Source organism: Paraburkholderia madseniana, assembly GCF_009690905.1.
In the GTDB taxonomy this organism is placed as follows: domain Bacteria; phylum Pseudomonadota; class Gammaproteobacteria; order Burkholderiales; family Burkholderiaceae; genus Paraburkholderia; species Paraburkholderia madseniana.
In genome coordinates this window covers 1-13,857 of the sequence record NZ_VOSW01000008.1, presented here as the reverse complement: position 1 = coordinate 13,857, position 13,857 = coordinate 1, and the positions used below count along the sequence as shown (strand labels likewise).

Below are 13,857 nucleotides of genomic sequence, written 5' to 3'. Positions count from 1 at the left end.
GAAATTTAAGAACGGTCGTTCGATTATAGGCGAAGCTGGCGGATCGTGTCCGTTTGGAACAGTTGGAAGGAGTGTTCAGGTTCTATGCTTGCGTGGGCTATCCCACCCCGCATCGACACATTGCGCTTCTACAATGGTTTGACTCCCAAACGACAAGAGACTCGCTATGGCCTTCGAGGATTTCACGCCCTTTCGTGTCGCCGTGGGCGACGTCGATATTTTCGGAGTGAAGGGCGGGGCAGGGCCGCCCCTGCTGTTGTTGCACGGTCACCCGCAGTCGCATCTGATCTGGCAGCGGTGCGCGGCGCAACTGGCGGAGCACTTCACCGTCATTGCCACCGACCTGCGTGGCTACGGCGCCTCGGGCAAACCGCCCAGCGACCCTGACCACACACCGTATTCCAAACGCGCGATGGCCGCTGATCAGGTTGCCGTGATGCGCAACTTCGGCTTCGAACGATTCCTCGTGTGCGCCCATGATCGCGGGGCTCGTGTCGCGCACCGGATGGCGCTCGATCATCCCGACGCCGTCGAGCGTTTGATGCTGCTCGACATCGCGCCGACGCTCGCGATGTACGAAGCCACCGACCGCGCCTTCGCGACACACTACTTCCACTGGTTCTTCCTGATCCAGCCAGAGCCGTTGCCAGAGACGCTGATCGGCGCGAACCCGGCCGCGTATGTCGATGCGGTAATGGGCAGCCGTCACGCGGGCCTCGCGCCGTTCGCGCCCGAAGCGCTTGACGCTTATCGCAGCGCGCTGGCGCAACCCGGCGCCGTGCATGCGATGTGCGAGGACTACCGGGCGTCGGCGAGTATCGACCTCGAACACGATCGTGCCGACATCGAGCGCGGCCACAAGATCGGCTGTCCGCTGCGTGTGTTGTGGGGCGAGCAGGGGGTGATCGAGAAGTGCTTCGACGCGCTGGCGGAATGGCGTCACGTCGCGCGGGACGTGAGCGGGCGTTCATTGCCGTGCGGGCATTACATTCCTGAAGAGGCGTCGGACGAACTGGTAGCGGAAATGCTGTCGTTCTTCGAGGCGGTCGAGCAGTAAGTGGCTTCGGTCAGCGCGCGACGCTGCCGCCGTTCGTTCACGCGCGAGGTGACGCGGCGCGGCCGCGCGTTCCGCTCAGCCTAGCGGCGGCAAGCGGCGCGCGACCGGCGTCGACTTGACGATGGCGGTGCTGGTCTCCGCGCGCTCGGTCACCTTCGAGAGAATCTCGTCGAGCTGCTCGATCGAATGCAGGTAGAGACGACAGATGAAGCAATCGTCGCCCGTCACCTTGTCGCATTCGACAAACTCCGGAATCCGCCGGATCACGTCTTCCACCAGATGCAACTGCCCGGGCAAGGGCTTCACGCGCACGATTGCCTGCAGCGTGAAGCCGAGCGCGCGCGGATCGATCTGCACGGTGAAGCGCTCGATCACGCCTTGCGCTTCGAGCCTGCGGACGCGTTCGGCCGTACTTGGCGCCGAGAGACCAACCAGGCGCGCCAGTTCGCTGACCGGCTGGCGGGCGTCGGCCGCCAGCGCAGCGAGCAGCGCGCGGTCGGTTTCATCGAGCGTTGCGGGTGTGGCGGGAGCAAGGCGTTTGGTCATGACGGCCTTCGATTATTAGGTTTCTTTGCGAGACGACTTAAGTTTAGCCCTGTATTCGGGCGATCGGATTAATTACACTGCTTCTCATGCAGGAATCAATTCGAGGGTCGAATCATGGCGTCAAATGAGATTCGCCGCGGCGCGGCGGAAATGACCATGGCGATGCTGATGTCCGGCACCATCGGCTGGCTGGTGGTGTCGTCGCAGCAGAGTCCGTTCAATGTGGTGTTCTTTCGCTGTATTTTCGGCGGCGCGACACTGGCGCTCGTGTGCGCCGTGCTCGGCCTGTTCAGGCGCAAGCTCTTTTCATGGAAGATGCTCGGCCTCGCGCTGCTCGGCGGCGCGGCGATCGTCATCAACTGGGTGTTGCTGTTCGCGGCCTATTCACGGGCTTCGATCTCGATGGCGACCGCCGTCTACAACACGCAGCCGTTCATGCTGGTCGCGCTTGGCGCGCTGGTGTTTCGCGAGCGCGTCAGCGCGTCGACGGTGGCCTGGCTGGTGGTCGCGTTTATCGGCCTCGTGTTCGTGGTGAAGGTCGAGCCGGCGGTGTTGGCGGTGCCGGGCCAGTATCTGGTCGGGGTCGCCTATGCCGTGGGCGCGGCGGCGATGTACGCGGTCTCGTCGATTATCACGAAGCGACTGAAGGGCACGCCGCCGCACCTCATCGCGCTGATCCAGGTGTCGCTCGGTGTCGTGATGCTGGCGCCGTTCGTGCGCTTCGATGCGCTGCCGACCAACGGTGTGCAGTGGCTCGAATTGATCGTGCTGGGTATCGTCAATACGGGGTTCATGTACGTGCTGCTCTACGGCGCGATCCAGAAGCTGCCGACTTCGATGACCGGCGCGTTGTCCTTCATCTATCCGGTGGTGGCGATCATCGTCGACCGGGTTGCGTTCGGACAGACGCTCGCGTGGATTCAGGTGCTCGGTGCGGTGCTGATCCTGCTTGCGGCCGCTGGTGTGAACCTCGGCTGGCGGATCGTGCCGCAGAAACGCCTGTCTTCGACCTGATGGAATGGCTGGGATGCCGATGGATCAGCCGGCAATAGTACGGATTCCGGAGCAATTGGCGCGTCGCATTGTTCATATAGACGGACCAATGACGTTCAACGCGCGCGACTACGAAGCTTCGTAATGTCGTCTGTATGCGGGTTTAAAAGGCGGTGTCAAGCTTCTGTAGGGAAATCACTGATGCGATCGAAAAACCGGCACGCGTATCATTCATATCGACGCTGATCACGTCCGACAGAATTTCCGCCGCTCGCCTTGATGGTCGAGCGGCTTTCTTTTTGGGGCGACGGTTTTGGTGTCTTGCTTGCTGGCGGCCGCCAGCCCTGTGCGCGTCAAGCCTGGCGCGCGACGATGCGCTCGCCATCGATCGCCAATGGCCCGTTTTTGGCCGCCAACTCCTCGACGATCGCGTGCACCAATGTGGACCATTCGCCACGCGGCTTGAGCATGGTGGCGGCAGCGCGCATCGCGGCGGCATCGTCGAGCATCCGCAGCAAGGTGTCGAAGCTCATCGTGCGGACTTCGAGCAGCTTGAACACGATCAACACCTTCAACGCATTCTTCGCATTACGTGCCGGATCGGCCCGTAGCCACGCGACGCGTGAAAACGCTCGTTCCAGCGCCTGCTCGACGTTCGTGAAGGGCGAGCCATGGCCGGGAATCACGAGCCGCACGTCGAGCTTTGCAACGGCTTCGAGCACTGCCTGTTCTTCGGCGAAGCCGCTTTCACCTTCCAGTTCGGGAAAGATCACGCCAAAGCCGTTTTCCCACAGCGCGTCCGCGCTGATCAGGATGCGTTCGTCCGGGCAATACAGCATCAACGAATGCGGATCGTGGCCAGGTGCGCCGAGCACTTGCCAGTCGAGCGCGCCGAGCCGCAGTTGCGCGCCGGGAGCGATCGTCTCGGTGAAGGTGAAGCGTTCGCAGGTCTGGCCGGTGGCGCGAAACGTCAGACGGGTTTCGTCCCAATCGCGCACCGCGTCGGCTTCGGACGCGGGAATCGCGGTACGGCACGGCCACGTCGACTGCAACAGCGCGTTGCCGCCGCAGTGATCTGAATGCAGATGCGTGTTGACGATCAGATCGAGCGGTCGCGCGCCGAGCGCTTGCTGTACGAGCGCGAGGGTTTGCGGCGCGTGCGTCGCGTAGCCGGTATCGACGAGTGCGACACATGCGTCATCGACCAGCAGCACATTGTTCGACGATAGCCAGCCGCGTTCGAAGACCCGGATCGATGCCGGTAGGTTGGTCATGGTGCGCTTGTGTCCGGGTTTGTGCTCGCGTTCGCATTCGCCGATGGTTCGGGTTTCGGCATCACCAGGATTGTCGACGTGCCGATCAACATGGTGTCGCCGCGTTGATTCACCACGCTCCCTTCGAGATGCGTCAGATCGCCGTTCAGACTCGGCTTCCAGTACGCGTCGCGCACGCGCCACTTGATCGTCAACGTATCGTTCGCGTGGACGGCTTTCTTTAGCTTGATATCGAACTCGAGGCCGAGCGGCTGCGCGTACGTGGAGAAATAGGTCGCCAGTAGCGCCATGAAATACGCGGTGGGTTGCGTGCCGGACGCGATCAAACCGCCGAAGCGGCTTTGCGCGGCGTAGGCATCGTCGTGATGCAGCGGGTTGAAGTCGTTGACGAGCGTGGCGAACGACTTCACCGATTCCGCCGATAGCTCGAGCGTCGAGCTGAACGTCTCGCCGATCGTTACGATGCGCGGTGCGACGTTCACCGCTGCGCCTTTGCCTGCTTTGCCATGAACTCCGCGTGGCGTTCCTCGATTGCGTCCCAGACGGCGCGCTTCGCGTCGTCGTCGAACGAAGACCAACTGGCGATCTCGTCGATCGTGCGCAAGCAGCCTTCGCACCAACCGGTCGAGGCGTCCATCCTGCACACGCTGATGCACGGTGACGGCACGGCAGCCTCGTCGTCTTCGTTATCGATGCCCGCTGTCATTGCGTCAGGCCGTCTCGCGCAGCGCCACGTCGATCGCCGGTGCGCCCGTCAACGCAATCAGTTCCTGCGCCGTCAGATTGAACACCGCATGCGGATGACCCGCGGCGGCCCACAGGCTGTCGAGTTCCAGCAGATCGGCATCGATCAGCGTGACAGGTTCGGTGGCGTGGCCGATCGGGCAGACACCGCCGATCGCATAACCCGTTTTTTCGCGGACGAACTTCGCATCCGCACGGCCGATCTCGCCGACTTGCGCCGCGACCTTCGTTTCGTCGACGCGATTCGCGCCGCTCGCGACCACCAGTACCGGCGCGTCGTCTTCGCGGCGGCGAAACAGGATCGACTTGGCGATCTGCGCAACGGAGCAGCCAAGGCCGGCTGCGGCTTCGGCGGACGTCTTGCCGGTTTCCGGCAGCATCACGATCCGTCCCGCGTGGCCGCGTTCGCGCAACAACAGCGCGACGCGGCGTGCGGAGTCAGGCAATGCGGCGAGATCGTCTGAGTCGAGGGAGGCGTGATCCGTCATCGTTTCAGGTCCTGAATGATTTGGCTAAATGTGTGGCCTGCGTCAAACGCAGTTGGCCTGCTCGCTGCGGGCTTTGGCAAGCAACGCCTTGCCGGCGCGCGAGACATTGGGCCGGCCGATCGACGTCGAAATGAAATCACCGATCGCGACAACTTGCGCGAGGTCGACGCCGGTCTCGATGCCGAGGCCGTTCATCAGATACAGCACGTCTTCGGTCGCGACGTTGCCGGTTGCGCCCTTCGCATACGGGCAGCCGCCGAGCCCCGCCACCGACGCGTGATAGATCTCGATGCCTTCCTGCAACGCCGCGTAGATGTTCGCGAGCGCCTGACCGTAGGTGTCGTGGAAGTGCCCCGACAGACGTTCGCGCGGAAACACCCTGGTGACCGCCTCGAACACTTCGCGCGTGCGCTTCGGCGTGCCGACGCCGATCGTGTCCGCGATGTCGATCTCGTCGCAACCGAGCGCCGCGAAACGTTCGACCACATCAACTACCGACGCGACCGGCACTTCGCCTTGATACGGACAGCCCAGCGCACACGACACGCTGCCGCGAATCCGCAGGCCATGTTCCTTCGCGGCCTGCGCGACGGGCGCGAATCGATCGATGCTTTCTGCGATGCTGCAATTGATGTTCTTCTGCGAGAACGCTTCGCTGGCCGCACCGAAAATCACGATTTCATCCGCACGCGCGGCAAGTGCACCTTCGAAACCGCGCAGATTCGGCGTCAGCACGGAGTAGATCGTACCGGCGCGGCGCTCGATGCCGGCCATCACGTCGGCGCCGTCAGCCATCTGCGGCACCCATTTCGGCGATACGAACGACGCGGATTCGACGTTGCGAAAGCCGGCCGCCGACAAGCGGTTGATCAACTCGATCTTGATCCCGGTGGGGACGAATTCTTTCTCGTTCTGCAGTCCGTCACGCGGACCGACTTCGACGATTTTGACGCGTTGGGGCAAGGCCATGATGAGTCTCCCATGCAATGAGCCCGCGCGTGGCGGCGCTCCTTCAGATGAATTCGGTGGTGTTCAAAATCCGTGCTCGATATTTTTGCTCAGTATCCACGCTCTATATCAACCACGCCGCTTACCGTTTCGCCGCGCATCAGCGCCGTCATTTTCCGTGCGACTTGCGCGACGCTCTCTTCGCGCAAGGTGAGCGCGGAAATATGCGGCGTAATCGTGATACGTGGCTCCTGCCAGAACAGATGATCGGGCGGCAGCGGTTCTTCGCGGAACACGTCCAGCGTCGCGGCGGCGACCTGGCCGCTTGCCAGCGCTTCGAGCAGATCCTGTTCGACCAGATGCCCGCCGCGTGCGACGTTGATCAGATAGGCACTCTTCGCGAGCTTAGAGAAGGTGCGCGTGTTCAGCACGTCGCCTGTATCCGGCGTATGCGGCAGCAGATTGACCAGCACTTTCACGCCGTCGAGAAACGCATCGAACTGTGATTCACCGGCGAAGGTCGTGACGCCGTCGATTTGCCGCGCACTACGGCTATACCCGCGTACCGGCATGCCGAACGCCGCGACTGCTTTCGCGACATGCGTACCGAGGACGCCGAGGCCGAGGACACCAACCGTGAAGGTCTCGCGCGGATGCGGATCGAGCACTTCCCAGCGGTGTTCGCTTTGCAGCGTCTGGTATTCGTCGAAACGTCGCAGGTAACGCAGCACCGCATGTGTCACATACTCGGCCATCTGCAGGGCCATGCCGGTGTCTTCGAGCCGGATCAACTGGGCGCTGCGCGGCAACGTACCGGGCTGCTCGTGTTCGAGCGCGAGGATTGCATCGACGCCCGCGCCGAGATTGAAGATCGCGCGCAGATTGTCGCGGCCGGCCAGCATCTCGCGCGGCGGGCGCCACACGACCGCGAAATCGGCTGGTTCGGTGTCGCCCGGTTGCCACTCGCGCAAATCGGCTTCCGGCAGCGCATGGGCGAAGTCGTGAAGCCACGCGGCGGCGTCGGAATGCGGCATGTAGAAGAGGATTTTCATACGGTCCGGAAGGCGCGTGCGTTGTCGAGTCGGATGACGGGAGAGGCCCGGTAGAACGGCTGCAACGCCCGCGGCACTTCAGACGACGCTTGCGGCATGGGCCTCCTCCTGTTACGGATAGGCTTCATTCTACTTTTTCGCCGCGAATCGCGCGCGTTTGCGCACGGGCGTGCGATTTGCCCCTGCGACATGGCCGCGCGTTTGCCCGATAAACAAAGCACAAAAACTTGGTTCGCCCTTGCGACGCCCGGCGGGACAATCATTTCCCGGATTCCGGCAGCGAGGGACAGACATGCTTTCATGCACCAAATCGACATGGCCGCCGCGGCTCGTCACCGTTCCCGGCCTGCACGGCAGCGAGGGCGCGCACTGGCAAACATGGCTCGAACGGCAATTCGCGCGCTCGCTGCGCGTCGAACAGGCCGACTGGGAAGCCCCGGACGTCGCCGTCTGGGCGAAGTCGCTGCGCGATCTGCTCGCGCGCGAACGCGGGCCGTTCGTGCTGGCCGCCCACAGCTTTGGTTGCCTCGCGACTGCGCACGCGTTGCAGCAGGCGTCGCATGCGAACGATGTGGTCGGCGTGCTGTTCGTCGCGCCTGCAAGCCCGGAGAAATTCGCCTTCGCCGGACCGTTCGACGCGCGGCGTCTCGGCGTGCCGTCGATTCTGATCGGCAGTGAAACCGACCCGTGGATGCCGCTCGCCGGTTCGCGGGATCTCGCGCAGCGTTTCGGCAGCGCGTTCGTCAATCTCGGCGACGCGGGACATATCAACACCGCGGCGGGATTCGGCCCGTGGCCGCGTGCCAAGTATTTCGTCGATACGTTGGTGCATTGCGCGGCGCCGCTGCGTTTTCGCGAGGAGACGTTCGAGGTCGCGCAGCACGCGTTTGTTTGAGTGGGTTCGAGTGCTTCGCCTGGCGTTTGGGCAACCGCTGCCCGGCAAGCGATCGAGTCCCCGGGCGCGCAACTGAACGCGTCATTGAGCGAGGAAGCGAAGGAGGACTTGAATGCGCAGTTGAGCGCGAGTGAACCAGTAAGCGATCCGTTAGAATCCCGCTTCACGCTGCACGTTTGTGCGGCCACCGGTTTTCATCATCGATAGGCGGGGACAAGATGGCAGGCAAGACGGGGACATCGCGCTGGCTGGCAGCCGGCATGACGGCAATGACGCTCGCGCTCGGCGGCATCTCGACGGCGCACGCCGACACGTCGCTGCTCAACGTGTCGTACGACGTGACGCGCGAGTTGTACAAGGACATCAACGCCGGCTTCATCACGGCATACAAAGAGAAGGGCGGCGAGAGCGTGTCGATTCGCCAGTCGCATGGCGCGTCGAGCGCGCAGGCGCTGTCGGTGCTGCAAGGACTGCAGGCTGACGTGGTGACGATGAACCAGCCGAACGACATCGACCTGCTCGCCGAAAAGGGTCAACTGGTACCCGCCAACTGGCGCGCGCGTCTGCCTGACGATAGCGCTCCGTACACGACGACTATGGTGTTCCTCGTACGAAAGGGCAATCCGAAGCACATCAAGGACTGGGACGACCTCGCCAAACCCGGCGTGCAAGTGGTGATTGCGAACCCGAAGACTTCGGGTAACGGCCGCTACGCGTATCTGGCCGCATGGGGTTATCGCAAGCAACACGGCGGCACCGATGCGCAGGCGATCGATTTCGAAAAGGCCATCTTCAAGAACGTGCCGATTCTCGATACGGGCGGCCGCGGTGCGACGACGACCTTCACGCAGCGCGGTATCGGCGACGTGCTGGTGACGTTCGAAAACGAAGTGTCGTTGATCGACACGGGTGTGGGCGCGGGCAATTTCGAAGCGGTGTATCCGTCTGTGAGCCTGCTGGCTGCGCCGCCGGTGTCGATCGTCGACAAGGTGGTCGACAAGCGCGGCACGCGCAAGGAAGCGCAGGCGTATCTCGACTATCTTTGGTCGCCGGCTGCGCAGGAAATCATTGCCCAGCATCATCTGCGTCCGCGTGACAAGAACGTGCTCGCGAAGCACGCGGGCGAGTTCAAACCGATCAAGACCTTCACCGTCGAAGAAATGTTCGGTAGCTGGCAGAAAGCACAGCAAACGCATTTCTCCGATGGCGGGACGTTCGATCAGATCATCGTCGACAAGAAGTAAATCTTTGCCTGGAAGTAGAAAGGCCACCTCGGAAACGAGGTGGCCTTTTTTTATTGCGCGCGATTTATCACACGCGCTTCGTGCGCGTAGTTCTTTAGTTCGGCGCCGCGCGCTTATCGCAGCCATGCTCGCAGCCGCTCTGATCCAACGGCATCTGCTGCGCAGCTTCTGCGCGAATACCGAGGCGTTCGAGCAGCTTGCGGTCCGCTTCGGCTTGCGGGTTGCTGGTGGTCAGCAACTGGTCGCCGTAGAAAATCGAGTTCGCGCCGGCGAGGAAACACAGCGCCTGCAACGCTTCGTCCATCTGCTCGCGGCCTGCCGACAAACGCACCATCGCGCGCGGCATCGTGATACGTGCAACCGCGATCGTGCGGACGAATTCGAACGGATCGATCGCTTCGGTGCCGGTCAGCGGCGTGCCTTCCACCTGCACCAGGTTGTTGATCGGCACGGATTCCGGATACGGCTCCATGTTCGCCAGTTGCGCGATCAGGCCGGCGCGCTCACGGCGCGATTCACCCAAACCGACAATCCCGCCGCAGCATACGTTGATGCCCGCATCGCGCACGCGTTCCAGCGTATCGAGACGGTCCTGATACGTGCGCGTCGAAATGATCTGGCCATAGAACTCCGGCGACGTATCGAGGTTGTGGTTGTAGTAGTCGAGACCCGCTTCGCGCAGACCTTGCGCCTGATGCGTCTCCAGCATGCCGAGCGTCACGCAGGTTTCGAGGCCCATCGCCTTCACGCCGCGGATCATGTCCTTGATCGGCTCGAGGTGTCGGTCCTTCGGATTGCGCCACGCCGCGCCCATGCAGAAGCGCGTCGCGCCGTTTTCCTTGGCGACCTTGGCGGCGGCCAATACTTCATCGACCGGCATCAGCTTGTCGGCTTGCAGGCCGGTGTCGTGATGCACCGACTGCGGGCAGTACGCGCAATCTTCTTCGCAACCGCCGGTCTTGATCGACAGCAGCGTCGACAGTTGCACGGTGTTGGCGTCGAAGTGTTCGCGATGGGTTTGTTGCGCGCGGAACATCAGGTCGTTGAACGGCAGTTCGTACAGCGCGACGATGTCGGCGACGCGCCACTTGGCCATCGGCTTGGTGCCTGCTGCTGCGTTGTTGTTGGCGGTGGCCGTGTCGGCTGGCGCCGGAGCGATGTTCAGTTGCGTCATGTCGTCAATCCTCATGGATGGATGTGATGGGTTTTCAGCGCTGCGCGTGGCGCAGCGTCTGCAGGAGTCGGTTGATGTCGAGTTGATCCGCCGCGAGCTCGGGCGAAGCCGGGCTCAAATGCGGCACGATGCCGAGCAAGGGGGCGTCGTATTCACGCGCAAGATGCTCGCGAATCGAAGCGATGTTTTCGTCGGGGAACGTCATATCCGGATCGACACGGTTCGCCACCCAGCCGGCGAGCGTGAGACCGCGCGCGGCGATCGCTTCGGCGGTGAGCAGCGCATGGCTGATGCAGCCGAGGCGCATGCCGACCACCAGCACGACCGGCAGCTTCAGCGCGACGGCGAGGTCGGCGGTATCTTGCGTTGCGGTCAGCGGCACGCGAAATCCGCCGACGCCTTCCACCACGACGATCTCGGCTCGCGTCAAAGCCTGCGCATGGCAATCGACGATGTGGTCGATATCGAACGTGACGTTTTCCAACGCGGCTGCGATGTGTGGCGCGGCCGGTTCCTTCAACAGATACGGCGTGCGAATCTCCGGCGGCAGCAGGACGCTCGACGCGGCGTCGAGTTGATCCGCGTCTTCGTTATGCAGCACGCCGTTCACTTCGAACGCGCCCGCGGCGATCGGTTTCATCGCGGCGGCCTGCAGGCCCTCACTGACGAAACCGCGCAGAAGCGCTGCGGACACGAAGGTCTTGCCGATTTCCGTATCGGTACCGGTGACGAATAGCGACAGCGCGCTTTTACTCGAGCCAATCATGCCGCCTTCGCACCGAGTTGTTGGAAGCCCGCTTCGAGCCGGTCCAGATCCGCTTGCGAATGCGCGGCGGAAAGCGAAATGCGCAGCCGCGACGTACCCACGGGCACCGTCGGCGGTCGGATTGCCGGTACCCAGAGACCGGCACGATCGAGCGTGGCTGCTATGTCGAGCGTGGCATCGTTTGCGCCGATGATCAGCGGTTGCACAGCAGTGTGCGAATCGACTGGCAGCCATGGCGTGGCTTTCAGCATCGCGCGCGTGCGTTCGATCAGTTTCTGCAGATGCGCACGGCGTGCATCACCTTCTTCGCCACCTATGATGCGCAGGCTCGCCGACACCGCATGCGCTGCAGCCGGCACCGACGCGGTCGTGAAGATGTACGGACGCGCGCGCTGCACGAGCCATTCGATCACGGTCTCGTGAGCGACGACGAATGCGCCCGACACCCCCGCGGCCTTGCCGAGCGTGCCGATCGAAATCAGATTCGGCGAGCGCAACGCGGCTTCTGCAATCGCGCCACGGCCTTGCGGACCGAGCACGCCGAAACCGTGTGCGTCGTCGACGATCAGCCACGCGCCGTGCTGTTCCGCGAGTTCGAGCAGACGCGTCAATGGCGCGATATCGCCGTCCATGCTGAATACCGTATCGGAGACGATCACTTTGACTTCGGCGTCCGACGCATCGAGCATCGCGCTCAAGGCTGCCATATCGCAGTGCGGATAGATCTGCACGTCAGCGCGAGACAAACGCGCGCCGTCGATCAGCGATGCGTGATTCAACGCGTCGGAGAAGAGCGTCGTGCCGCGGCCCGCGAGCGCGGTGAGCGTCGCGAGATTCGCCATGTAGCCGGTGCTGAAGTAGAGCGCTCGAGCATTGTCGACGAAGCCGCCGACGAATTCGGCCAGGTCGTCTTCGAGTTGCGCATGTGCGCGCGAGTGGCCGCCGAGCAGATGTGAACCGCCGCTGCCGGCGCCATAGCGTTCCGCGCCTTCAGCGATGGCGGCGATCAGTTTCGGATGGGCGGCGAGGCCAAGATAGTCGTTGCTGGCGAAGCCGATGATCGCGCGGCCGTCGACTGTCATGTGCGCGGCGCACGGCGTGTCAGCGGTACGACGACGGCGGCGCAGACCACGCGCGTCGATTTCCTTGAGGCCTTCGGTGAGTGTGTCGAGCAAATGCATTAGCGGGTCTCCGCGAGCGTGGCTTCGAAGGTTTCGCGTGTGCGCGAGGCGAGCAGCGCGATTTCTTCGTCGTCGAGGATGTAGGGGGGCATCAGATACACCGTGGTCGAAATAGGGCGCAGCAGCAGTTCGCGCTGCAACGCGTTTTCGAAGAAGCGGCGCGAGAATGTTTTGGCTTGCTGAGCGTCGTCGATCACTGCATCGAACGCGAAGATCGTGCCGCACTGTCGCAGATTGCGCACTTGCTTATGTTCGGCGAGCGGCGCGAGCGCGGCCTTTAGCCTGGCGGATTTCTGCGCGTTGACGGTGAGCACGTTGTCGCTCGCGAACAGATCGAGCGTGGCGAGCGCCGCGCGGCACGCGAGCGGATTACCCGTGTACGAATGCGAGTGCAGAAAGCCGCGCGCGGTGTCGTCGTGATAGAAGGCGTCGAAGATTTCATCGCGCGACAACACGATCGAGAGCGGCAGATAGCCGCCGCTGATCCCTTTCGACAGACAGAGGAAGTCCGGCCAGATGCCGGCCTGTTCGCACGCGAAGAACGTGCCGGTGCGACCGCAACCGACAGCGATTTCATCGGCGATCAGATGCACGCCGTACTGATCGCACAGCGCGCGCAAGCCGGCGATATACGACGCGTCGTGCATCGCCATGCCGGCTGCGCATTGCACGAGCGGCTCGACGATCAGCGCCGAGATTTTCGTGGCGCGTGCTTCGAACAACGAGCGAACCTGATCGAGCGCGCGGCGCGCGACGTCGGCGGCGGTTTCGCCTGCTTGTGCGAGGCGCGCATCGGGCGATGCGACGACGTGCGCGTTGCGGATGAGCGGATCGTAGGCGTCTTTGAAGAGCGCGACATCGGTGACGCCGAGCGCGCCGATGGTTTCGCCGTGATAGCTGTTGGCGATGCAGACGAATTCCTGTTTGTCCACGAAGCCGCGATTGCGCCACGAGTGGAAGCTCATCTTCAGCGCGATTTCAACGGCCGATGCGCCATCGGACGCGAAGAACGCGTGACCGAGCATGTTGTTGGTGAGCGCGCCGAGGCGCTCTGCGAGTTCGATGGCTGGCTCGTGCGTGCAGCCCGCGAGCATTGCGTGTTCGAGCGTATCGAGTTGGTCTTTCAATGCCGCGTTGATGCGCGGGTTGGCATGGCCGAACAGGTTGACCCACCAGGAGCTGATCGCGTCCAGATAACGGTTGTTTGCGCGGTCGTAGAGCCACGCGCCTTGGCCTCGTGCGACCGGGATGAGCGGCAGGCGCTCGTGGTGCTTCATCTGGGTGCAGGGGTGCCAGACGGCACGCAGGCTGCGGGTGATCCAGTCTTCAGGGGATGCTGACTTTTCCAAAAGGTACTCCGAGGTGCTTTTTTGCCGTTGCACGGCTGGCTTTTTAGGGCCATTTCAATCGCGCTGCGGTTGTTTCTTGCGCTGCGTGCGGCCTTGGGGAGGCTTGCGGGGTCGAGATTAGCGGTTTATTTCTCGCTGTGCACTAG

The 13,857-nt window shown here is 62.9% G+C and carries 15 protein-coding genes; 4 read left to right on the top strand and 11 right to left on the bottom strand.

From position 1 onward, the window contains the following. Nucleotides 1–166 precede the first annotated feature (166 nt). On the top strand, nt 167–1,057 hold the full coding sequence (locus FSO04_RS06085) for an alpha/beta fold hydrolase (RefSeq protein ID WP_154558827.1): 891 nt from the start codon (nt 167–169) through the stop codon (nt 1,055–1,057). Between the two features lie 75 nt (nt 1,058–1,132). Here the strand turns inward: FSO04_RS06085 and FSO04_RS06080 are convergent, their stop codons facing one another. Next, the gene (locus FSO04_RS06080) at nt 1,133–1,603 is read right to left on the bottom strand and encodes an Lrp/AsnC family transcriptional regulator (RefSeq protein ID WP_154558826.1); all 471 of its coding nucleotides are present in this window, start codon (nt 1,601–1,603) and stop codon (nt 1,133–1,135) included. 114 nt (nt 1,604–1,717) lie between these two features. Between FSO04_RS06080 and FSO04_RS06075 the strand changes: the two genes are divergently transcribed. Beyond that, on the top strand, nt 1,718–2,617 hold the full coding sequence (locus tag FSO04_RS06075) for a DMT family transporter (protein WP_154558825.1): 900 nt from the start codon (nt 1,718–1,720) through the stop codon (nt 2,615–2,617). 332 nt (nt 2,618–2,949) lie between these two features. Here the strand turns inward: FSO04_RS06075 and FSO04_RS06070 are convergent, their stop codons facing one another. The 6 genes from FSO04_RS06070 to FSO04_RS06045 all read right to left on the bottom strand — a co-directional run bounded on the left by FSO04_RS06070 (nt 2,950) and on the right by FSO04_RS06045 (nt 7,102). Next, nucleotides 2,950–3,870, bottom strand: coding sequence for an MBL fold metallo-hydrolase (locus FSO04_RS06070; RefSeq protein WP_154558824.1), 921 nt, complete (start codon nt 3,868–3,870; stop codon nt 2,950–2,952). After that, entirely contained in the window at nt 3,867–4,352 is a 486-nt protein-coding gene (locus FSO04_RS06065) for a MaoC family dehydratase (protein ID WP_168435581.1), read from the bottom strand. Before FSO04_RS06065 ends, FSO04_RS06070 begins: the two co-directional genes overlap by 4 nt. Continuing rightward, nucleotides 4,349–4,576 carry a DUF1289 domain-containing protein gene (locus FSO04_RS06060; RefSeq protein ID WP_154558823.1) on the bottom strand — a complete coding sequence of 76 codons (228 nt, stop codon included), beginning with the start codon at nt 4,574–4,576 and terminating at the stop codon, nt 4,349–4,351. The genes FSO04_RS06065 and FSO04_RS06060 overlap by 4 nt, the downstream gene beginning before the upstream one ends. A gap of 4 nt (nt 4,577–4,580) precedes the next feature. Continuing rightward, entirely contained in the window at nt 4,581–5,102 is a 522-nt protein-coding gene (locus FSO04_RS06055; RefSeq protein WP_154558822.1) for a YbaK/EbsC family protein, read from the bottom strand. Nucleotides 5,103–5,144: 42 nt separating this feature from the next. Continuing rightward, nucleotides 5,145–6,071 (bottom strand): hydroxymethylglutaryl-CoA lyase, encoded by a 927-nt coding sequence (locus tag FSO04_RS06050; protein ID WP_154558821.1) that lies wholly within the window; start codon nt 6,069–6,071, stop codon nt 5,145–5,147. Nucleotides 6,072–6,160: 89 nt separating this feature from the next. Then, the gene (locus FSO04_RS06045; protein WP_154558820.1) at nt 6,161–7,102 is read right to left on the bottom strand and encodes a 2-hydroxyacid dehydrogenase; all 942 of its coding nucleotides are present in this window, start codon (nt 7,100–7,102) and stop codon (nt 6,161–6,163) included. Nucleotides 7,103–7,394: 292 nt separating this feature from the next. Between FSO04_RS06045 and FSO04_RS06040 the strand changes: the two genes are divergently transcribed. Further along, a complete protein-coding gene (locus FSO04_RS06040; RefSeq protein ID WP_154558819.1) occupies nt 7,395–7,997 on the top strand; it encodes an RBBP9/YdeN family alpha/beta hydrolase in 603 nt (200 codons plus the stop codon). A gap of 218 nt (nt 7,998–8,215) precedes the next feature. After that, a complete protein-coding gene (locus FSO04_RS06035; protein ID WP_154558818.1) occupies nt 8,216–9,241 on the top strand; it encodes a sulfate ABC transporter substrate-binding protein in 1,026 nt (341 codons plus the stop codon). A gap of 94 nt (nt 9,242–9,335) precedes the next feature. Here the strand turns inward: FSO04_RS06035 and bioB are convergent, their stop codons facing one another. From bioB to bioA, 4 genes are read right to left on the bottom strand one after another with little or no spacing between them, the layout of a single operon-like run. Beyond that, complete coding sequence (gene bioB, locus FSO04_RS06030; protein ID WP_154558817.1) at nt 9,336–10,415, bottom strand: biotin synthase BioB; 1,080 nt, start codon at nt 10,413–10,415, stop codon at nt 9,336–9,338. Between the two features lie 34 nt (nt 10,416–10,449). Then, nucleotides 10,450–11,181 (bottom strand): dethiobiotin synthase, encoded by a 732-nt coding sequence (gene bioD / locus FSO04_RS06025; RefSeq protein WP_154558816.1) that lies wholly within the window; start codon nt 11,179–11,181, stop codon nt 10,450–10,452. After that, nucleotides 11,178–12,362, bottom strand: coding sequence for an 8-amino-7-oxononanoate synthase (bioF, locus tag FSO04_RS06020; protein ID WP_154558815.1), 1,185 nt, complete (start codon nt 12,360–12,362; stop codon nt 11,178–11,180). Before bioF ends, bioD begins: the two co-directional genes overlap by 4 nt. Further along, on the bottom strand, nt 12,362–13,711 hold the full coding sequence (gene bioA, locus FSO04_RS06015; protein WP_154558814.1) for an adenosylmethionine--8-amino-7-oxononanoate transaminase: 1,350 nt from the start codon (nt 13,709–13,711) through the stop codon (nt 12,362–12,364). Before bioA ends, bioF begins: the two co-directional genes overlap by 1 nt. Nucleotides 13,712–13,857 lie beyond the last annotated feature (146 nt).